The following is a 19,660-nucleotide window of genomic DNA, read 5'->3' on the forward strand; positions in this document are numbered from 1 at the left end:
GGCTGGCCCCGACACGTGAACGCCCCGGACCAGCCCCATAAAGCACTTAGTTCAGCAGTCTCCTAGGCTGTGACGCCGAAGCCGTCCAGGGCCCGGACCCAGCCGCTGATGGCCTCGGCCGATGCGCCCGGGGCGGTGTGCTGCAGCACATGGCCCTGCCCCGGGATTTCAGCCATGGTGCCCTGACGGGCGACTGCGGCAAGGTGTTCGCACCAGGGGCGGCGCGCGATGGGGTCCCTGGCGCCCCGAAGGACCAGGACGGACTGGCTGACGGCGGCCACCTTTTCCTCCATGGGGTAGTCCATCATCACGGGAAGCTCGGTCAGGTACCAGCGCGGGCCGGCCCTGAAGTAGTCGCTGAACACGAGGGCGTTCGAGGTCAGGCTCTCCCTGAACAGGGCATCGCGCGTGAGTGCCAGCGCCTGCCTGGTGACTGTCTTCCGGGGGGAGTCCACCACGGGTCCCATCAGCACGGCGCCCGCCACCCGGCCGGGCTCCTGGAGCGCGAGTTCCACGCGGACTGCGTCCCCATGGAGTGGCCCACCACCACGTAGCTGGAAACTCCTGACTCCGCCAGGACAGCGCCCACGAACGCCGCAAAGTCACCGATCTGCAGCTGGCGCGGGGGCCGTGAAGCCTTTCCGAAGCCCGGGAGGTCGAAGGTGTAGACGTCCGCTTCCCTGGCTAGCTTCAGGTGCAGCCGGGCGAGGTACCGGTGGGACACTCCAATGCCGTGCAGCAGGACGTAGGCAGGCCTGGGCGCGGATCCTGCGGGCTTTACCGAGGCGTACAGCTTGCCCCGGAGTCCGCCCGCCTCGACGTCCCGGCCGCCACTAAGTTCCATCAGCCGAGCATACCGCCCGGGGCGGGCTGGCCGCCGGTAGGCTGGGGGCATGGCACTGATAGCTCCCCGGATCACTGGCGCGCTCCCGTCGGAGGATGCCGAGAAGCTGGGCCGTGCACTGGCGGGCAGCGACGACATCACCGTCTTCGTGGACGGCACGGTCCACCGGCTGCCGCCACAGGCGAGGGACGCCGTCGTCGATCTCCTGCACCGCTTCAGCCGCGGCGACGCGGTGACGGTCAGCAGCGTGGAGGACATGCTCACCACATCCAAGGCAGCGGAGCTGGCCGGCATCTCGCACACCTACCTGCGGAACATGACGGACCGCGGCGAGATCCCCGTGGAGTACCGCGGCACACACCGGCGGATTCCGCGGGCCGCCATCATGGCGTGGCTGGAGGGGCAGAAAAAATCCGAGCTGCGCGAGGTGGGGAAGGCCCCCGGGGCGGGCGCCTAGATCCTGGGCCTGCCTGCCCAGCGGCGCATCTTCAGCGCGGCGTGGAGCTCCAGGCGGGGCATCCCCTTGAGCGGATCCACACCGAGCAGCTGCCGGATCCGGCCCAGCCTGTTGTAGATGCTGCTGCGGTGAAGGTGGAGTTTCGTGGCCACGTCCTGGACGGAGCCGTCATTGTCGTAGAGGAGTTCCAGGACGGGCAGCAGCTCCCCGTTGCGGTCGTGGTCCTCGAGCATGCGGAAGTAGACCGAACCCGAGTCAGCCCAGGCACTGGCCCCTCCTCCTGCGGATGCGAGGAGCTGATAGACGCCGGCGGCCCGGCAGTCAACGAGTTCGCCGAGCTGCGGGTCCACGGCTGCGGCCTGGGCTGCCACCTTCGACTGCCGGTAAGCAGCGGCAAGCTCCCGCGGCCGGCCGAAGCCCTCACTGAGCCCCAGGATGATGCGGTGGACCGGACGGCCGGAGCGCTTGGCGAGTTCCAGCTGGTAGTGCACCAGGACCTGCGCGTGGTTCGCCCGGCCGGACAACTCACGGAACAGGGCCACCGAATGCGTCTCCGTGCCGGCGCTGAACAGGGCGGAATCCACACCAATGGTCGCCTGCAGCGCGGCGGCCCGGTGGATCAGGGTGGACGCGATGGGGTCCGGCCCGCCGGACCAGCCGTCGGCGTCCAGCACCGTCACCACCTGCCAGGGGCCGCGGCCCTGCACTTCCTTCCAGCCCGCGACCGCCGCCACCGCATTGGGTTCGCCGGCGCACGCGGCCAGGAACTCCCGCTCACGCCCGCGCCGGAACTCCGACTCCGCAGTGTTCGAGTCCAGCAGGAGCCCTGAGAGCATCTCGAGCTCGTGGTTGACGGCCGGCAGCTGGGTGAGGATCGCCGTCGGACTTTCATCCGCCGAGTCCTGCTGCACCCACAGGTATCCCACCCGGAAGCCTCGCACCATCAGGGGAACGCAGACCCGGCCCAGCATGCCCAGGTCCTGGTTGGCGGGAACCACCACGGGCCGCACCGCCGTGGCGATGCCGTGCGAGAGCTGCCACGCGCTGACGTCCGCCGGGACTTTCTTGCTCAGCAGGAAGTTCACCCGGACGCGGTCTGCGTGGGACTGGTTGGAGCTGTAGGCAAGCAGCACACCGTCCAGGTCCTCGAGCGACAGGCCACGGCCCAGCTTCTGCGCCACCTGCTCAACCAGTTCTTCCACACCCTGCAGCTGCATGCGCCAACACTACTGCCCGGAAGGTCCCGTGGACGAACGGACATGAGGCGACACCTGCCGCCCTGCAGCTCGACAAACGTCGATCTGAGGATAGGGAGATCCGCGGAATGGCGCGGATCTGCCTCCGCCCTCACCTCGCTTTCATGTCAGCTGGCTCACAACCGGATTTATCGTTGATACACGAAATCCTTCCGCACTTTCCGGCTGACCAGGCCGAAGATATGGAGCCCACGATGATCATCGGCGTCCCCAAAGAAATCAAGAACAACGAGTTCCGGGTGGCCATCACCGCCGCCGGCGTCCACGAATTCCGCAGCAACGGCCACACCGTGCTAGTGGAGCGCGGCGCGGGGCTGGGCTCCGGCATCACCGATGAGGAATACTCCATCGCCGGTGCCGAGATCGTCAACGAGGCGGACGACGTCTGGGCACGCGCGGACATGGTCATGAAGGTCAAGGAGCCGGTCAAGGCCGAGTACCACCGCTTCCGCAAGGGCCTGATCCTCTTCACCTACCTCCATCTGGCCGCCGAGCCCGAACTCACCCGCGAGCTCATCAACTCCGGCGTCACCGCCATCGCCTACGAAACCGTCCAGGAGGGCCGCACCCTTCCGCTGCTCGCCCCCATGTCAGAGGTTGCGGGCCGGCTTTCCGTGCAGGTGGGCGCATCCTCGCTTATGGCCCCCGCAGGCGGGAAGGGCGTGCTGCTCGGCGGCGTCCCCGGCGTCCGGCCCGCCAAGGTCGTTGTCCTCGGCGCCGGCGTGGCCGGCACCAACGCCGCCGCCATGGCCCTGGGCCTGGGCGCCGACGTCACCATCCTGGACATCAACATCAACCGCCTGCGCGAACTGGACGCCCAGTACCAGGGCCGGCTCAAGACCGTTGCGTCCAACAAGTACGAGATCGAAAAGTCCGTGGTGGACGCGGACCTGGTGATCGGATCCGTCCTCATCCCCGGCGCCAAGGCCCCCAAGCTGGTCACCAACGACCTCGTGGCCCGCATGAAGCCCGGCTCAGTCCTGGTGGACATCGCCGTGGACCAGGGCGGCTGCTTCGAGGACACCCACCCCACCACGCACCAGGAACCCACGTACAAGGTGCACAACACCATCTTCTACTGCGTGGCCAACATGCCCGGCGCTGTGCCGAACACCTCCACCTACGCGCTGACCAACGTCACCCTGCGGCACGCGGTGGCCCTCGCCAACCTGGGCGTCAGGGCAGCATTCGACCGCGACCCCGCCCTCGCAGCCGGTCTCAACATCGCCGCCGGCCACGTGGCACACCACTCCGTATCCGAGGCGCACAACCTGCCCCTCGTAGCCGATTGGCACGAACTGGTCTCGGCGTAGGTCTCACCCGTCCTGCTGCGCTGGGCGACACGCATCCTCTGCGGGCTGGCTCCTTCGTCGCCTCTGACGCCCGCTGCCGGATGCCTGTCGTCCAGCGTTGTGATTTAAGACCTGCCGCTCGCCAGTTCCCGTGCTTGTTCTATTAGTTTGAGGGACTCGACGGCGTCCTGTGGGTCTACGGGGAGGGGCAGGCCTGACGCTGTGCCGCCGTCGAGGATTTTCACTGCCAGGAGCCGGTAGAACTCCGGGTACGCGCCGCGCTCGGTGGGCAGGGCGTCCAGGTGTCCATCGCGGCCCAGGAGGCCTGCCCACTCGGGTGCCTCCTGGCCGTATTCCGCGTCCAGGGGGCTGCCGCCGGCGGCGATGTACGGCTCCTGCGGGTCCACCCCGTTCTTGGTGAAACCGCCCACGGAACCCAGCACGCGGAACCGTGGGGCCTGCTGCGCGCAGAGCATGTTCATAGTGAGATGGCTGATCACACCGGACTCATGGCGCATGACCAGGAAAACGTCGTCATCCGCCCGTTCGTCGGAGCGGCGTGCCTTCAGTTCCGCGTGGACCACGGCGGCCGGCCCGAAGAGCTGAAGGGCCTGGTCGATCAGGTGGCTGCCAAGGTCGAACAGCGTTCCGCCGCCATCGGCCGCGGTGGCGCGGGCCTTCCAGGCCTTGGCGATGGCGGGCGACCACCGCTCAAAGCGTGATTCAAACCGTGTCACCTTACCCAGGGCATCAGCTTCCAGGAGCTTTCGCAGGGTCAGGAAGTCGCCGTCCCAGCGCCGGTTCTGGAAAACCGTCAGGATCCGGCCCAGTTCCCTGGCCAGCGTGATGAGCTCCTGCCCCTGCCCGCTGGACACGGCGAAAGGCTTGTCCACCACCACATCCAGGCCCGCTTCCAGGGCGGCCTTGGCCAGCGGGTAATGGGTGGCGGGCGGAGTCCCCAGCACCACCAGGTCCACATCGTTGGCGTGTTCGAGGACTGCCTGGCCGTCCGGCACGGTTTTCACATCCAGGTACTGCGCGGCCGCCGCAGCCTCCCTGCCGGCGTTGGACGTAGCAATCATGCTGAGTGAGTACCGCGGGTCCGCTGCTATCAGGGGCGCGTGGAACACGCTCCCGGACAACCCGAAACCCACGACGGCGGTGCGAATTGTGCGTGCTGAAGCTTCAGTCCCGGTCATAGGCCTACCGTACTCCGGACGCTCTCTCACTTGCTGCCCCAAAAACACAAACGCTCTCCCACTTTCCGGTAAGGATCGCCGGGAAGTGGGAGAGCGTCGCAGGAAAACCTGCAGGTAGTGAGAGAGCGTTACTGGGTGGGGTTACTTCTTTTCCCAGCCGAGGGTGGTCCAGTCCGGAACCTGGGAGAGGCTCTGGAACAGGGACGGGCCGTAGTTGGCCAGGCCCGTGCGGACGAAGGAGATCTGCGGGCCGTTCATGACCACACCCATGGAGAAGTACTTCGCCATGTGCTCCTTCTCCACTTCCATGGCCGCCTTGTTGCGCTCGGCGTTGTCCTCGATGGAGGCCAGATCAGCGATCTTCTTGTCCAGCTCGGCGTCGCCCAGCTGGTTCTCGTTGGTCTTGGAGTCGTAGTACTGCTTGACGGCGGACGTGGCGTCCGCGCCCACGGTGTAGCCGGAGACGCTCATGTCGAACTCGCGTGAGCCCAGGACCTTACCGAAGTCGGCCGAGGCGCGCTGGTCAATTCCAACATCCATGCCGCCGGCCTGGAGCTGCTGCTGCAGGGTCTGGGTGAAGGCGAGGGTGGTGGGATCGTCACCGAAGTTGCTGATCTTGAAGGCCGCGGGCTTGCCGTCCTTCTCCATGATGCCGTTCGCGTTCTCGGTGTAGCCGGCGTCCGTCAGCACCTTCTTGGCGGCTTCCGGTCCGGTTTCCTTCACGGGGTAGTTGTCCTGGTAGTACTCGGAGAAGGGCAGGAGCATCATGGAACCGGAGCTGGGCTCTTCCCAATTCAGGCCGTTGAAGCGCACCTTGCGGAGGGCTTCACGGTCAACCGCGGCGAAGATGGCCTCGCGGACGGCGACGTCGGTGATGCGCTGGGCGTTGAGGTTCATACCGCCGGCAAACAGGCGCTGGCCGCGGCGGACCTCGGAGTTGCTGGTGCCCTCAAGCTGCTTGTACAGGGAGATGGTGTTGGCGGACATGGCGTCGATCTCACCGTTCTTGAAGGCAGCGATCTGGGCGCTGGTCTCCAGCTGGCGGAACACCACATTTTCCAGGACCGGCTTGTTGCCCCACCACTTCTCGTTGGGCACCAGCGTGACGGTCTTGGCCGCGGTATCGTACTGGTCCAGCTTGAACGGACCGGCCATCCATTCCGGGTGCAGCTCGCCGTTGAAGCCCTCGTTGAAGATCTCGGGGCTGTTCACGGCGGGGTGGATCAGTCCAAAGAACAGGTCCTCCAGCGGATAAACCGGCTGGCTGGTCTTTACGATAATTTCCTTGTCGCTGCTGCCTGCCTCGACGGATTCCACGAATTCATAGGCACCCGAGCTGACGATGTCGTAGCCCGCATCCGGGCTCTTGAGGATGTTCCAGGTGTTCTGGAAGGCCTTGATGTCGATCGGGGTGCCGTCATTGTAGGTGGCCTTCTCGTTGACCTTGATGGTGATGGTCTGCTTGCCATCCTCGACTTCGTTTTCCACGGTCTCGCAAAAGTCCTTGTTGGGGGACGCCTTGCCCTCGAAGTCGAGCTTCCAGCAGCCCCCGATGCCGCCACTGTTCACAGCGACCGGGTTCATTGGGATTTGTAGCGCGGAGTTGTCAGCGCTGTTGCCGTTGTTGGAGAACCCGTTGAAGTCGGGGCCGATGTTGCCCAGCGGAAGGGTGACCTTGCCGCCCTGTTCAAGGTCCGCAGCAGGCTTCTCGTTGACGCTGATGAGCTTGGACAGGTCGCTGCCTGCCTCCTGTCCCTTGGCCGTTTCCGGGCCGGTGGACCCGCCACCGCCGCCGCAGGCCGTCAGCGCCAGAGCTGCGGTGATCGCCGCCGCTCCGCCGATCCTGTTCAGATTCCTCATGGTGTTCCCTTCGTTGGTGCGAGTGGTGGTGCTTGTGATGGGTCGAAGAAACCTAGGGCGCATGGTGGTCCGCCGATTCGTGGACTACCAGCATGTCCTCGTCCAGTTCTCCGTCAGGGAAGAAGCAGGCGAAGCGTTGGTCCGGGGCGGGCAGTGGATCCGCCGCCAGGGTTTGGGCCGCCGGGGAGGGTGCTACCTGTTCCAGCGGCGGTTCCAGGGTCAGGCACTTTTCCTGCTTGGCTGCTGGCAACGCAGCGAACACAGGGCAGCGGGTGGCGAAGTTGCAGCCCTTGGGGGTGCCCAGTGGAGACGGCAGGTCGCCCTGCAGGATGATCCGTTCCCGGGTGCGCTCCAGTTGGGGGTCCGGTACGGGGATGGCGGAGAGCAGGGCGCGGGTGTAGGGGTGGCGGGGGTTGTCGAACACCCGGTCCACTTCGCCGATTTCCACAATTTTCCCCAGATACATCACCGCCACCCGGTTGGAGATGTGCCGGACTACTGACAGATCGTGCGCCACCAGCAGGTAGCTGAGGCCCAGCTCGGCCCGGAGCTTGTCCAGGAGGTTGATCACGCCGGCCTGCACTGAGACGTCCAGGGCCGAGACAGGCTCGTCCAGGACTACAAGCTTCGGGTTCACGGCCAGTGCGCGGGCTATGCCGATGCGCTGGCGCTGCCCGCCGGAGAACTGGTTGGGGAAGCGGTTCACGTGGTCAGGCTGCAGGCCCACCAGCTTCATCAGTTCCATGATCCGCTTTTTGGTGTCGGCCTTGTTCATGCCCGCGTTCTGCAGCGGTTCAGCAAGGACTTCATACACCGTGAACCGGGGATCGAGCGCGCCGGTGGGGTCCTGGAACACCATCTGGAGTTCCCGGCGCATAGCGCTCCTGGTCTTGCCGTCGGCGGCCTGCTTGTTGCTGATCCCGCCGATCACCACCTCGCCGTCCTGGTCCTTGTGGAACTCCATGATTTCCAGCAGGGTGGTGGTCTTGCCTGAGCCCGACTCGCCCACGATGGAGAAGCATTCCCCTTCGCGGATATCGAAGCTCAGTCCGTCCACGGCTTTGACGGTGCCAATGCGGCGCTTCAGAAGTGCACCCTTGGTGAGCGGGAAGTGCTTGCGGACGTCCTTCAGCTGCAGGACGGTGGAGCGCTCCTCCCTCGGGATGGCATCGAAGCGGGATACCGGCACCGGCGGAGCGGCGAAGACGTCATGGACATCAACGTCGCCGCCCAGCGAACCGGATTTGATACAGGCGGCGCGGTGGGCGGCCGGCCCCGGAACCGGCGCCAGCGCCGGTTCACCCTCCAGGCACGCGTCCGTGGCGAGCGGGCAACGGGGCGCGAAAGAGCAGCCGGTAGGCGCGTGGATCAGGTTCGGCGGCATGCCCTCGATGGGCACCAGCGATGACTTCTCCGCAACGTCAACGCGCGGAACGGCACCGAGCAGGCCCATGGTGTACGGCATCCGCGGGTTGTAGTAGATGTCATCCACCGCTCCGGTCTCCACCGGCCTGCCTGCGTACATCACCATGATGTCGTCCGCCATGCCCGCCACAACGCCCAGGTCATGCGTGATCATCACGACGGCGGCTCCGGTCTCCTCCTGCGCCCTATGCAGCACCTCCAGCACCTGCGCCTGGATGGTGACGTCCAGCGCCGTCGTCGGCTCATCCGCGATGAGGACCCGCGGGTTGTTGGCGATGGCAATGGCAATCATCACGCGCTGGCGCATGCCGCCGGAGAACTCGTGCGGGAAGGCCCTGAGCCGTTCCTTGGGGCTGGGAATGCCCACCATGGCAAGAAGTTCGACGGCGCGGGCTTCTTTCGCCTGCTTGCTCATGGTGGGGTTGTGGATGGTCAGCGCTTCGATGATCTGGTTGCCCACCGTGTAGACGGGCGTCAGCGAGGACAGCGGATCCTGGAAGACCATGGCAAGCTCATTGCCGCGGTACTCGCACATGGCCTTGTCGCTGAGGCCCAGCAATTCCTTGCCCTTCAGCCGTACCGAGCCGCTGACCTCCGCCGTGGTGGGCAGGAGGCCCATGATGGCAAGGGACGTGACCGATTTGCCGGAGCCGGATTCACCCACGATGCCGAGTGTTTTTCCAGGCATGAGGTCAAAGTCGACGCCCCGGACTGCATGAACCACACCGTTTTCGGTGTTGAAGCGTACGTTCAGGTCCCGGACGGACAGGATTGCGTCCGCCGGGGCGTGAAGGCCGGCGATGTGCAGCCGCTCCACAGCTGACTGCGGCTGGTCAACCGGTCCGGCGGCAATTTCGCTGCTCATGAGGCGTTCCCCTTAACACGGGCTTTCAGGGCGGTGCGCTTTTTGGCGCTGCCGGAGGAGCTTGAGCTTGGATCGAAGGCGTCGCGCAGTCCGTCGTTCATCATGGCGAGTGAGCCCGTGAGCAGGAACATGACGGTCAACGGCACCCAGAACATCCAGGGAAAGGTCTGCACCTGGGATGTGGCGCCGCCGATCAAAACACCGAGGCTCACATCCGGAACCTTGATGCCGATGCCGATGAAGGAAAAGGCAACTTCAGCGAGGATGGCACCGGTGACTCCACGGGTGATGTCCAGGACCAGCAGCGATCCGATGTTGGGCACCAGGTGGCGCCACACGATCCTCCGCGCCGGCACACCCATGTACTGGGCGGCCTTGACGAAATCCCGCTGCATGAGGGACATGGAGAGGGACCGGATGAGCCTTGCTGTTCCCATCCAGCTGAAGACGAGCAGCACAATGATCAGCAGCAGCCAGGACGGCAGGTCCCGCCTGAGCCCTTCGCCTCCGCCGCTGGTGGCCACAGCCACCACCAGGAGGGCCGGCATCATGATGAGCGCTTCGAGGATGAAGAGCATCACCTTGTCCACCTTGCCGCCGAAGTAGGCCATGGTGCACCCGTAGACGGCGGCGACGAGGACGGACACGAGCCCGACGATCAGTCCGATCAGGATGGAGATCCTGGTGCCTTCCACCGTCATTGCGTAGAGGTCGATCCCGGCCTGGGAGGTGCCCAGGTAGTGTTCGGCCGACGGCGGCATGCCGATGTTGAAGGGGTCGATGGTTTGCTTGTCCCACTGGGTGAAGTACCCGCCCACGAAGGAGAAAACGGTCAGGGCGAGGAAGATGGCAAGCCCTGCCACGGCTGTCTTGTTCCGCATGAAGCGACGGAAGATGATGGTGTTTTTGCCGATGACGACGTCGGCGCTCTCCAGGTGGGCGTCCTGCGCGACGGCGGCGGGGTCTACTGCATTGAGGTTGGTCACGGTTACTGCACCCGCACTCTCGGGTCAACAAGGGTGGTGGCGAAATCCGCCAGAATGGCTCCCAGGGCGAAGATCACGGAACCGTAGGCCAGCGTGGCCGTGGCGGCGTTGACGTCCTGGAGGGAGATGGCGTCGATGCTCCAGGAACCCACGCCGGGCCAGGCGAAGATTTTCTCCGCGAAGAAGCCGCCGGCAAAGATGGCCGGGATGGTGAAGGCGATGCTCTGGGCCACGGGTATGAACGAGACCCGCAGCGCATGCCGCGAGATTGCCTGGTTCCTGGTGAGTCCCTTGGCCCGGGCGGTGCGGACAAAGTCGGCATTGACGTTGTCCAGGAGGTACTGGCGCTGGGCAATCTGGTAGGACCCCCAGCCCACCAGCGTGATGGCAACAGTGGGGACGGCGTAGTGCGCCAACATGTCGATGAACTGGGCCCAGCCCGGTTCCATCCCTGGGGTGGAGATGCCGGTGACAAAAAAGATGCGTTCGCCAACGGTCTCGTTGATGTTGATGGCACCCAGCTGCACCAGGAAGTACGCGATGGGGGCCGGCACGATGTACGCAAGGTAGCTGTACGAGGTGATGACGCGGTCCTGGAACTTGTACTGCCGGGCGGCCGAATAGACGCCGAGGGCCACCCCAATCACCAGGGTGAGGATGATGGAGGCCAGGAAAAGGCGGGTGGAGATCCAGACGCGGTCCCCGAACTCCGCGTTGATGAAGGCGCCGTTGGGGCTGCGGCCCCAGTCCCAGCGCGTGACAATGGCAGTAAGCCATTCGACATAGCGTTCCCAGGGGCTGAGGTCGGGGTCGAGGCCCTTCAGGCGCATCGAGTTTGCCACCTGCTCCGGGGTGGGACGGGGAATCCGTTCCTGTTCAAGCAGCGCGGGCTTGAGGGAACTGACGGCAAGGAAATATCCCGCCGACGTTGTCAGGAAGATCATGAAGACATACGTGATGCCGCGCTTGGCGAGATACCTGAGCATGCGGCAGCTACTTCTGGATCGTCGCCGCCGGCAGCCGGCCGGTCAGACACCGCATCATCCGCAGGCGGGCCAGGCTGCTAGGCAAATCAACAATCACGTGCTGGATCCTTCCGTTATCCCCTGATCAGCGGGGGTTACGCCGCCTCACCGGGTCCTTGCCAGCGGGTAGCTGGCCTCCCGCAGCCTGTCAGGGCTTGGTCCTTGTGGACTATGTCGCGGGTCACATTCCAGAGGAAACTATCACAAGCCGGAACCGAAAATGCGGGCGAATGCCCGGAAAGCTACCCGCCCGTATCAGATCGTTATGAATAGTTCTGTGAAGTTGGTGTGACTGGACGCGCCTCTTAACTGTGGCGTACTCTACGCGCCGCGGACCACCCGTGTGACAAGATCCCGCCAGGAGTCACTGAGCCTCTCGGGAGTGACCCCGTGAACCTTGACAAGGCTTAACAGGCGCTCCGGGTCCAGGGTCGCCGCCAGGGAGCCGGCCATCAGCCACGGGTCGGGCCCGAACCCTTCTTCCCGCAGGAGGATTTCGATATGGCGGTGCCACAGGACGGCGGCGGGGGCTTCAAAGCGCCCGCGCGAGGCATGCTCGGCGGCCAGCACCAGGTCCCCGAACTCCATGACGTAGGAGATCCGTTCCGCTCCGAAGGAGATGAGGCGTTCCAGCCCGGGCGCACCCGGACCCAGGGGCGGCGGCCCAAACATGAACCGGGCCTGGAAATCGGCCTCGGACTCGCTCAGCAGCGTCAGCATCAGTCCCGCACGGTTGCCGAACCGCCGGAAGACCGTGCCTTTGCCCACACCGGCGTGTTCGGCAAGCCGGTCCATGGTCAGCCCCTCCGCCCCGCAGTCAGCAATCAGCTCCCGGGCAGCCGCAAGCAGGCGCGCCCGGTTCCGTGCGGCGTCCCGGCGTTCCGCCGCCGCGCCCGCCGGCAGGCCGGGCCGCGGTGGGATGGAACTCACATCCGACATTCCAGACCTCGGGAATAATAAGCGGACCACAGTCCGTTTAGATGGGTGAAGGCACTGACAAGCCTCAGCTTAGACCGGCCCGCGGCCCTCCCGCGGACCCAGACCCCAGGAGTTCCCATGACTAAGAGCACCGTCCTTACCCTCGTCGGCAGCCTCCGCGCCGAGTCCACCAACCAGAAGCTGGCCGAAGCCATCCAGCTGAACGCCCCCGAGCAGGTTGACGTGGTGATCCACGGGAACCTGGGCAACATCCCGTTCTACAACGAGGACATCGACGTCGAAGGCCAGGTACCCGAAGCGGCGGCAGCCCTGCGCGCCGCCGCGAATGAGGCAGACACGCTGCTGCTCGTCACTCCGGAGCACAACGGCACCGTGCCTGCCGCACTGAAGAACGCCATCGACTGGCTGTCCCGCCCTTTCGGTGCCGGCGCCCTCGCCGGCAAGCCCACCGCCGTCGTCGGCACGGCGTTCGGCCAGTACGGCGGGGTCTGGGCCCAGGACGAGGCCCGCAAGGCGGCAGGCATCGCCGGCGCGCAGATCCTCGAGGACGTCAAGCTCGCCGTGCCGGGATCCATGGTCCGCTTCGCTGAAGTCCACCCGAAAGACGACGCTGAAGTCGTAGAGCAAATCAAGGGCGTGTTCGACGCACTCACCGCTTCCCAGCCCGCGGCCTAACCAATGACTCCGGTACCCGGCGCCGCCAAGGCGCCGGGTACCGCCTTTTAAGCCCGCCCGGCTGCCTGATCCCGGCGCCCGGCCGCGCCGGCGATGCTCTGGCTGCCGCACCTGATCGTTGCTACCGTGACCGCATGAGTCCCTCAAAGACCCCGGCCGAGATCCTCACCATCGCCGGGACCGAGGTCCGCATCTCAAGCCCGGACAAGGTGCTGTTCCCCAAACCCGGGCTGACGAAGCTCGACCTGGTGAGGTACTACCTGGCCGTCGCCGACGGGGCACTCCGCGGCGCCGGGGGCCGGCCGATGGTCCTCAAGCGCTTCCCCAAAGGCATCGACGCCGAGCCGTTTTTCCAGAAACGCGTGCCCGAAAACCACCCGGACTTCATCGACACCGCCACCCTGCACTACGCCTCGGGGACGTCAGCGGAAGAAGCCGTCATCCGGGACGCCGCCGGACTGGCCTGGGTGGTGAACCTCGGCTGCCTCGACCTGAACCCCCACCCCGTGCGCGCGGAGGACCTGGAACACCCCGACGAACTCCGGGTGGACCTCGATCCGATGCCGGGCGTGGACTGGTCCCAGATCGTGGACGCCGCCTTTGTGGCGCGGGACGTGCTCGACGACGTCGGCCTGGCGGGGTGGCCGAAGACCAGCGGCTCGCGCGGGCTTCACATCCTGGTGCGCATCGCGCCGCAGTGGACCTACCGGGAGGTCCGGCTCGCCGCCGAGACCCTTGCCCGCGAGGTGGAGAACCGTGCGCCCGGCCTTGCCACCGCACGGTGGTGGAAGGAGGAGCGCGGCGAGAGCGTGTTCGTTGACTTCAACCAGAACGCCAAGGACCGCACCGTGGCGTCCGCGTACTCCGTGCGGCCACTGCCCGACGCCCGGGTCTCCACCCCCCTGACCTGGGACGAGGTCCGGACCGCCAGGCCGGACCAGTTCACGGTGCTCACCGTACCCCGGCGCTTTGCGGACATGGGCGACCCGCACGCCGGGATTGATGACGCGGCAGGCACCCTGGATGGGCTCCTGGCACTGGCCGCGCAGCTCGGCCCTGCGGAAAAGCCACCTCGCAGCGGCGACGGCTCCGGCCGCCGGCAGTCGGTGATGCCGCTCATTGAAGTTGCCCGGACCAGGACAAAGGCCGAAGCGGAAGCCGCCCTCGACGAATGGAAATCCCGGCACGCGGACCTTGTCCCGGCGCTGCATCCGGCCGATGTGCTGGTGGACGGGATGCGCGGATCGAGCTCGCTCTGGTACCGGGTGCGGGTGAACCTGCAGCACGTCCCGGAGGGCGAGCGTCCGCCGCAGGAGGACCTCATTGCCGATTACGATCCCTGGGCGGGTAAAGAGTGGCCGGGCCGGCCGGCGTCCTGATGGCGGGCCCCGGCGGAACGTGGCGCAGGCCCGGCAGGCGCCGCCCCGTGATCAACTCTTGTCCCAACCGGTACCTTCCCGGCATTTCCGGGCCGGGGCGCCAGCCGTAACGTTAATCCACCAAACCGGAACGGGATTGCGGTGGAGGTATGCGGGCACGGGGTGCAGGAAAGCGCGGGGCGGGGCTGCGGACGGCAGCAGCAGCCAGCCTGGCGCTTCCGCTGTGGCTCGGCGCCTGCGTGGCAGAGGCGCCCCCGGAGTCCATGCCCGCACCGTCCGCTCCGCTTGCCATCAGCAGAAGCACACCGGCCGCCCCGCCGCCCGTTGCTCCCTCCCCGCAGCCGCAGGATGCGGCCCGGACGGAGACGTCCGCTCCCCCTGCCCGATCGCTGAACCAGGCATCGGCCGGCTTCTCCGCCGGGGCCGGCGGGCCAAGCGCCCCGGCATCGGATTTCTCCACGCCCAGTACCCCGGGTCCGGGCAGCCCGGGTCCCAGCATTGCAGCCCCCCAGGACGTTGGCGATGCTGCGGTGCTGCAGGCTTCTGAGAGGCCCGGGCCCACCAACACTCGGGCCGCGCCGCATACGGTGACGGCCTACTACGTGCTCCTGGACGACGGCGGCCGGAACGGTGTGCGTTTTGGCTGCAACGACAGCCTGGTGGGCGTCTCCCATGAAAGTTCACCTGCCGTGGAGGCCCTTCCTGCCGCGGTCGGCGCACTGCTCGACGCATCAGGCAGCGCAGCTGTGGGGGCGCAAGAACCCGATCTCTACAACGCCCTCGCCAGTTCGCGCCTGAAGTTCCTCTCGGGCAGCTTTGACGGGACCACGGTGACGGTTTACCTCGCCGGCTCCCTCCGCCCCGGCGGAGCGTGCGACCTCCCCCGCCTGGAAGCTCAGCTCACCCAGACGGCGGTGGCTGCCGTCGGTGCCATCAGGGCAGAAATCTATGTCAATGGCCTCACCCTCGCGGAAGTGCTGAGCCTCGATTAGCGGGCGCGGCCGGCCGCCTCCAGCTGTGGCTTATATATAAACAGGTGTTGCTTTTAGGGCAACACCTCGCTGTATCCTGAAGGTGTGAGCCACGAAACACTCGACGCCGCAGCAGGGACGCTGCCAGCAGAAGCCATTGATGCCATCGAGCGGGCGGCGACCTCCGCGCACCGCCACGAAGAACTCTTCTCGGAGCGGGCCGCGAATATCCGGCAGTCAGCAGTGCGGGACGTCTTCGACATCTCCCTGCGGCCGGGACTCGTCTCGCTCGCCGGCGGCAGCCCCTACCTGCAGTCCCTTCCGCTGGAGCGCCTTGCCGCTACAGCCGCAAGGATCATTGCGGAAAACGGCCTGACCGCCCTGCAGTACGGCAGCGGGCAGGGATCGGAGGAACTCCGCACCCAGATCTGCGACGTGATGGCCGCGGAAGGCATCACGGACGCGCTGCCGCAGAACGTGGTCATCACCGCCGGCTCGCAGTCCGCCCAGGACGTGGCCACGAAGGTCTTCTGCAACCCCGGCGACGTGGTCCTGGTGGAGGATCCCACCTATGTGGGCGCCCTCAACACCTTCGAGGCATACCAGGTCCAGGTGGAAACCGTGGAGATGGACGACGACGGCCTGGTTCCGGAGCAGCTGGAGGCACGGATTGCCGCCCTTCAACTGGCCGGCAAGAACATCAAGTTCCTGTACACCATCCCCAACTTCAACAACCCTTCGGGAATCACGTTGGCGGCGGACAGGCGCCAACGGATCGTCGATATATGCCGCAGTGCGAATATTCTCGTGGTGGAGGACAACCCCTACGGGCTGCTCCGCTTCGGCGGTGAACCGCTGGCACCGCTGCGGGCGGCGAATCCGGACGACGTCATCTACATGGGGTCCTTTTCCAAGATTTTCGCCCCGGGCCTTCGGATCGGCTGGGCGCTGGTCCCGGAACACCTCCAGCGCCGCTATTACCTGGCAGCCGAGGCCGTAACGCTCTGCCCTCCCGCCTTCAACCAGATGCTGGTCTCGGCCTACCTCCGCGACTACGACTGGAAGGGCCAGATCGAAACATACCGCGGGCTGTACGCCGAGCGCTGCGCCGCACTGCTGGCCGCCCTGGAGGAACACATGCCGCCGGGCACCACATGGACCCGTCCGGAAGGCGGCTTCTTCGTGTGGGTGACCCTTCCCGACGGTGTGGACACCTACCCCCTGCTGCGCAAGGCGATCGACGCCGGCGTCGTGTTCATCCCGGGGGCCGCCTTTACGCCGTCGGACGATCCTTCCAACAAGCTGCGCCTCGCCTTCAGCGCCGTCCCGCCCGAGGCCATCGCCGAAGGGGTACGCCGCCTGGCGCCGGTGCTTCAGCAAGCCATCGCCGCGCTGTAGCCTTGGCCTGACCAGCGCCACTGAAACCAAGCAAAGGAGCACACATGAGCGGAATCATCGTTGTAGGGGTTGACGGCAGCGCAACTGCCAAGAAGGCAGCCGAATCGGCCCGGGACCTCGCAGCAGCCCTTGGCGCCTCGCTCCACGTGGTATCCGCCTTCGACAGCGACCGCACCGAGGTGTTCGGCAGCGGCAGTGACCGGTGGATCGTATCCGACGCCGATGCAGCGGAGCATGTGGCGCGGACAGTTGCGGAATCGCTGGGCAGGGACATCAAGGTCACCTACTCTGCCGCCCGCGGCAGGCCGGCCGACGCCCTCATCAAGGAGGCCCTGCGGATGGACGCACGGATCATCGTGGTGGGAAACCGCAGGATGCACGGCATCGGGCGGGTGCTTGGCAGCGTTGCCAACAGCGTGGCCCACAACGCACCCTGCGACGTCTACATCGCCAATACGTACGACGCCGAGTAGCAGACTTTACGGACACCATGCGGAAGGCGCGCCCCGCATGGTGTCCGTTCTCACGCCCAAAAACGCGTTCCCTGCTCCACCCCGGCGATAAAATTGGAGGAGCCCCCAACGGTGCGGACACCCAGCATCCACCACCATCAAGGGGCCCCATTGATCACCCTCCAGCGCCGCCAGCTTGCCGGCCACGATATCCTCCTCGCCCGCCATGGCAACCACATCTGCTCCATGCGCGTTGACCGCAGCAACGACCGCGTGGTGGCTTTACTGGATGATGGCAGCGTGGACAGCGCCCCCAACCTCATCGCGCCGGGGATCAAGCTCCCCGAGACGGTGGGCAGCGTGCTCCGGGAGGACTGGAAGCTCCTGACGGCCTGGGGCGGGATGGCAGCGGCCATGGCTGTCCTCATGACGGGTGCTGCCGTGGCACTGGGTACCACCGCGGACCCGGCCAGCCTTGAGATGCTGACCGCCTACGCCGCCTTCTGAGGCCGGGCTAAGCCACCATCCGGCCCTGGAGGGCGAACCAGATCCCGGCCATCACCACGCCGCCGAAGAGCGAACCGGCGATCACCTGCGCCACGGTGTGGGCGCGCAGCACCACCCTGGACCAGCCGACGGCGGGTACCAGGAGCAGCAGCGGAAGCCACACCGGGCCAAGCATGAGCACGCTGATCACTGCCGCCGAGGACATCGCCGCTGCATGCCCGCTGATCTTCCAGAACGGGCTGACTGCCGCCAGCACCACTACGCCCGCCACCACGGCGAGGACCATCACCACCACACTTTGCGGGGCACCCGCTGCCGCCAGCACCAGGAGCCCGGCCAGGATGGAAGCCAGCGCCATCAGCAGCACGGGGGCACGCTGCCGGCGGTCGCTGACATGGTGGTCAGTGACTTTCCCCCGCCGTACCAGCATCAGCAGCAGGAACAGCGGAAGCACGCAGACGAACAGGGCGGCCAGCGCACCGTACCCCATTGTTCCGGGAAAGCCGGGCTGCGTTATGGGACTGAGCAGCAGCTGGATACTGACCACCACGGGCGGCTGGAATACCTCCGTCACCCACCGCGCGGCCCTGTTCCTTACCCGGAGGGTGCTGGTGTTGATTGCCGGTGTCCTGTCCTAGTCGAGGAGGAGCGCGGGCTCTTCCAGGATGGCGGCGACGTCGGCCATGAAGCGGGCGGACAGGTCGCCGTCCACTACCCGGTGGTCGAACGATCCGCCCAGCGTGGTGATCCAGCGGGGGATGACTTCCCCGTCAAGGACCCACGGCTTCTGCTTGATGGTTCCGAAGGCCACGATGGCAACCTCGCCGGGGTTGATGATGGGCGTGCCGGTATCGATCCCCAGGGCTCCGATGTTGGTGATGGTCAGCGTGCCGCCCTGCATTTCGGCGGGCTTCGTCTTTCCGGACCGGGCCGTAACGGCCAGGTTGTTGAGCGCCAGCGCCAGTTCCTTCAGGGAAAGGTCCTGGGCGTTCTTGATGTTCGGCACCATCAGCCCGCGCGGTGTGGCAGCCGCAATGCCAAGGTTCATGTAGTGCTTGACCTGGATCTCCGCGCCGTCGGTTCCGTCGGCGTTGTCCACCCACGTGGCATTGACGCTGGGGTTCCGGGCGGCCGCCCAGATCACTGCCTTGGCCAGGATGAGCAGCGGCGAAACCTTGATGCCCTCGAAGTCCCGGGACGCTTTGAGCCTCTTGACGAACTCCATGGTGCGGCTGGCGTCCACATCCACGAAGATGCTGACGTGCGGTGCCGCGAACGCGGAATCCACCATGGCCTTTGCGGTGGCCTTCCGGACGCCCTTGACGGGAATACGCTCGATGCGCTGGTCCTGCGGCTTGCCCGCCTTGCCCCAAAACCCGTCAGCCTTGTCCAGTTCCGCGTCCCGCTGGGCCTGGTAACTCACCAGGTCCTCGCGGGTCACCTCGCCGCGGGAGCCTGTGGCCACCACGTCTGCCAGATCGATGCCTAGGTCGCGGGCGATTTTGCGGACGGGGGGCTTTGCGAGCACACGGTTGACCAGGCCGGTGATGGTGCCGCCCAGGGTGGGACGGTTGTCGACGTCGGCGGCCGGGCTTGTTACCGGGCCCGGATCCTGGGTCACTTCGGCCGGCGAATGGGGCTGGACGGGCTCCACTTCCGGGGCGTTGGGCGACAGGGCAGAGGCGGGGGACGTCTTCCGCGGCCGGCGTTTAACGGCGTCGGCCTTGGGGCCGGAGCCCACGAGGGGCCCGCCCGCCAAGGCACTTTCCGTGGCCTGCGCACTGTCTGCTGTGCCGCCGTCGGACGCTGGAAGCTTGCCGTAGAGCGGCTGCGCGGGAGCCTCAGGCGCTCGGACATCCGCCGGGGTGGGGTCTCCGGACACGTCGTCGCTGACGCTGATGATGGCGGTGCCGACGTCGATGGTCAACCCTTCCGGGACCAGCAGTTCAGTGACGGTCCCGGCGAAGGGCGAGGGAAGTTCCACGAGGGACTTGGCCGTCTCGATCTCGCAGAGGACATCGTTGATGGCGACGGCGTCGCCCGGCTTGACCTTCCAGGAGACGATTTCGGCCTCGGTGAGCCCTTCGCCGACGTCAGGCAGGTTGAACTTGTTGAGAGTCATGGTGTCCT

19 protein-coding genes are annotated in these 19,660 nt (G+C 66.2%); 8 read left to right on the top strand and 11 right to left on the bottom strand.

Annotation, left to right across the window (positions count from 1 at the left end; all coding sequences use genetic code 11):
- Positions 1-62: 62 nt before the first annotated feature.
- Complete coding sequence (locus tag IEX33_RS19300; RefSeq protein ID WP_229675243.1) at positions 63-515, bottom strand: alpha/beta fold hydrolase; 453 nt, start codon at positions 513-515, stop codon at positions 63-65.
- Positions 467-844 carry an alpha/beta fold hydrolase gene (locus IEX33_RS19305; RefSeq protein WP_229675244.1) on the bottom strand — a complete coding sequence of 126 codons (378 nt, stop codon included), beginning with the start codon at positions 842-844 and terminating at the stop codon, positions 467-469. Before IEX33_RS19305 ends, IEX33_RS19300 begins: the two co-directional genes overlap by 49 nt.
- Before the next feature lie 49 nt (positions 845-893).
- Here IEX33_RS19305 and IEX33_RS04915 point away from each other — a divergent pair, with 49 nt between their 5' ends.
- On the top strand, positions 894-1,301 hold the full coding sequence (locus tag IEX33_RS04915) for a helix-turn-helix domain-containing protein (RefSeq protein WP_188728247.1): 408 nt from the start codon (positions 894-896) through the stop codon (positions 1,299-1,301).
- Here IEX33_RS04915 and IEX33_RS04920 read toward each other — a convergent pair.
- The gene (locus IEX33_RS04920; RefSeq protein WP_188728249.1) at positions 1,298-2,518 is read right to left on the bottom strand and encodes a PucR family transcriptional regulator; all 1,221 of its coding nucleotides are present in this window, start codon (positions 2,516-2,518) and stop codon (positions 1,298-1,300) included. The genes IEX33_RS04915 and IEX33_RS04920 overlap by 4 nt on opposite strands.
- Positions 2,519-2,751: 233 nt before the next feature.
- Here IEX33_RS04920 and ald point away from each other — a divergent pair, with 233 nt between their 5' ends.
- Entirely contained in the window at positions 2,752-3,870 is a 1,119-nt protein-coding gene (gene ald / locus IEX33_RS04925; RefSeq protein ID WP_066272403.1) for an alanine dehydrogenase, read from the top strand.
- A 104-nt stretch (positions 3,871-3,974) separates the two neighbouring features.
- Here the strand turns inward: ald and IEX33_RS04930 are convergent, their stop codons facing one another.
- The 6 genes from IEX33_RS04930 to IEX33_RS04955 all read right to left on the bottom strand — a co-directional run bounded on the left by IEX33_RS04930 (position 3,975) and on the right by IEX33_RS04955 (position 12,139).
- Entirely contained in the window at positions 3,975-5,048 is a 1,074-nt protein-coding gene (locus IEX33_RS04930; RefSeq protein WP_188728251.1) for a Gfo/Idh/MocA family protein, read from the bottom strand.
- A gap of 141 nt (positions 5,049-5,189) precedes the next feature.
- Complete coding sequence (locus tag IEX33_RS04935; protein WP_188728253.1) at positions 5,190-6,908, bottom strand: ABC transporter family substrate-binding protein; 1,719 nt, start codon at positions 6,906-6,908, stop codon at positions 5,190-5,192.
- A gap of 52 nt (positions 6,909-6,960) precedes the next feature.
- Positions 6,961-9,198 carry an ABC transporter ATP-binding protein gene (locus IEX33_RS04940; protein ID WP_188728255.1) on the bottom strand — a complete coding sequence of 746 codons (2,238 nt, stop codon included), beginning with the start codon at positions 9,196-9,198 and terminating at the stop codon, positions 6,961-6,963.
- The gene (locus tag IEX33_RS04945) at positions 9,195-10,184 is read right to left on the bottom strand and encodes an ABC transporter permease (protein WP_188728257.1); all 990 of its coding nucleotides are present in this window, start codon (positions 10,182-10,184) and stop codon (positions 9,195-9,197) included. The genes IEX33_RS04940 and IEX33_RS04945 overlap by 4 nt, the downstream gene beginning before the upstream one ends.
- A 2-nt stretch (positions 10,185-10,186) precedes the next feature.
- Positions 10,187-11,170 carry an ABC transporter permease gene (locus IEX33_RS04950; protein WP_104186965.1) on the bottom strand — a complete coding sequence of 328 codons (984 nt, stop codon included), beginning with the start codon at positions 11,168-11,170 and terminating at the stop codon, positions 10,187-10,189.
- A gap of 360 nt (positions 11,171-11,530) precedes the next feature.
- On the bottom strand, positions 11,531-12,139 hold the full coding sequence (locus IEX33_RS04955; protein ID WP_229675245.1) for a TetR/AcrR family transcriptional regulator: 609 nt from the start codon (positions 12,137-12,139) through the stop codon (positions 11,531-11,533).
- Between the two features lie 126 nt (positions 12,140-12,265).
- Here IEX33_RS04955 and IEX33_RS04960 point away from each other — a divergent pair, with 126 nt between their 5' ends.
- The 6 genes from IEX33_RS04960 (at position 12,266) to IEX33_RS04985 (ending at position 17,530) form a co-directional block, all read left to right on the top strand.
- Entirely contained in the window at positions 12,266-12,823 is a 558-nt protein-coding gene (locus IEX33_RS04960) for an NAD(P)H-dependent oxidoreductase (protein WP_188728260.1), read from the top strand.
- Positions 12,824-12,957: 134 nt separating this feature from the next.
- On the top strand, positions 12,958-14,202 hold the full coding sequence (gene ligD / locus IEX33_RS04965; protein WP_188728263.1) for a non-homologous end-joining DNA ligase: 1,245 nt from the start codon (positions 12,958-12,960) through the stop codon (positions 14,200-14,202).
- A gap of 149 nt (positions 14,203-14,351) precedes the next feature.
- Entirely contained in the window at positions 14,352-15,194 is an 843-nt protein-coding gene (locus tag IEX33_RS19310) for a hypothetical protein (protein ID WP_229675246.1), read from the top strand.
- 84 nt (positions 15,195-15,278) lie between these two features.
- Positions 15,279-16,571: an aminotransferase-like domain-containing protein gene (locus IEX33_RS04975; RefSeq protein ID WP_188728265.1), complete on the top strand. Its 1,293-nt coding sequence runs from the start codon at positions 15,279-15,281 to the stop codon at positions 16,569-16,571.
- Positions 16,572-16,615: 44 nt separating this feature from the next.
- A complete protein-coding gene (locus tag IEX33_RS04980) occupies positions 16,616-17,044 on the top strand; it encodes a universal stress protein (RefSeq protein ID WP_104186955.1) in 429 nt (142 codons plus the stop codon).
- Positions 17,045-17,194: 150 nt separating this feature from the next.
- On the top strand, positions 17,195-17,530 hold the full coding sequence (locus IEX33_RS04985) for a hypothetical protein (RefSeq protein WP_188728267.1): 336 nt from the start codon (positions 17,195-17,197) through the stop codon (positions 17,528-17,530).
- A gap of 7 nt (positions 17,531-17,537) precedes the next feature.
- Here IEX33_RS04985 and IEX33_RS04990 read toward each other — a convergent pair whose 3' ends face one another.
- Together IEX33_RS04990 and IEX33_RS04995 are read right to left on the bottom strand one after the other, a co-directional pair.
- A complete protein-coding gene (locus IEX33_RS04990; RefSeq protein WP_377090504.1) occupies positions 17,538-18,104 on the bottom strand; it encodes a phosphatase PAP2 family protein in 567 nt (188 codons plus the stop codon).
- Positions 18,105-18,164: 60 nt separating this feature from the next.
- Positions 18,165-19,652: a dihydrolipoamide acetyltransferase family protein gene (locus IEX33_RS04995; RefSeq protein ID WP_188728269.1), complete on the bottom strand. Its 1,488-nt coding sequence runs from the start codon at positions 19,650-19,652 to the stop codon at positions 18,165-18,167.
- Positions 19,653-19,660: the final 8 nt, after the last annotated feature.

It is taken from the genome of Pseudarthrobacter scleromae (genome assembly GCF_014644515.1).
Classification (GTDB): Bacteria; Actinomycetota; Actinomycetes; order Actinomycetales; family Micrococcaceae; genus Arthrobacter; species Arthrobacter scleromae.

What these genes read in the sequence shown, in the direction of transcription:
- IEX33_RS04960 (WP_188728260.1), top strand. Translation starts at nt 12,266, where the DNA reads ATGACTAAGAGCACCGTCCTTACCCTCGTCGGCAGCCTCCGCGCCGAG.
- IEX33_RS04915 (WP_188728247.1), top strand. Translation starts at nt 894, where the DNA reads ATGGCACTGATAGCTCCCCGGATCACTGGCGCGCTCCCGTCGGAGGAT.
- IEX33_RS04980 (WP_104186955.1), top strand. Translation starts at nt 16,616, where the DNA reads ATGAGCGGAATCATCGTTGTAGGGGTTGACGGCAGCGCAACTGCCAAG.
- ald (WP_066272403.1), top strand. Translation starts at nt 2,752, where the DNA reads ATGATCATCGGCGTCCCCAAAGAAATCAAGAACAACGAGTTCCGGGTG.
- IEX33_RS04920 (WP_188728249.1), bottom strand. Translation starts at nt 2,518, where the DNA reads ATGCAGCTGCAGGGTGTGGAAGAACTGGTTGAGCAGGTGGCGCAGAAG.
- IEX33_RS04935 (WP_188728253.1), bottom strand. Translation starts at nt 6,908, where the DNA reads ATGAGGAATCTGAACAGGATCGGCGGAGCGGCGGCGATCACCGCAGCT.
- IEX33_RS04940 (WP_188728255.1), bottom strand. Translation starts at nt 9,198, where the DNA reads ATGAGCAGCGAAATTGCCGCCGGACCGGTTGACCAGCCGCAGTCAGCT.
- IEX33_RS04950 (WP_104186965.1), bottom strand. Translation starts at nt 11,170, where the DNA reads ATGCTCAGGTATCTCGCCAAGCGCGGCATCACGTATGTCTTCATGATC.
- IEX33_RS19305 (WP_229675244.1), bottom strand. Translation starts at nt 844, where the DNA reads ATGGAACTTAGTGGCGGCCGGGACGTCGAGGCGGGCGGACTCCGGGGC.
- IEX33_RS04995 (WP_188728269.1), bottom strand. Translation starts at nt 19,652, where the DNA reads ATGACTCTCAACAAGTTCAACCTGCCTGACGTCGGCGAAGGGCTCACC.
- IEX33_RS04930 (WP_188728251.1), bottom strand. Translation starts at nt 5,048, where the DNA reads ATGACCGGGACTGAAGCTTCAGCACGCACAATTCGCACCGCCGTCGTG.
- IEX33_RS19310 (WP_229675246.1), top strand. Translation starts at nt 14,352, where the DNA reads ATGCGGGCACGGGGTGCAGGAAAGCGCGGGGCGGGGCTGCGGACGGCA.
- ligD (WP_188728263.1), top strand. Translation starts at nt 12,958, where the DNA reads ATGAGTCCCTCAAAGACCCCGGCCGAGATCCTCACCATCGCCGGGACC.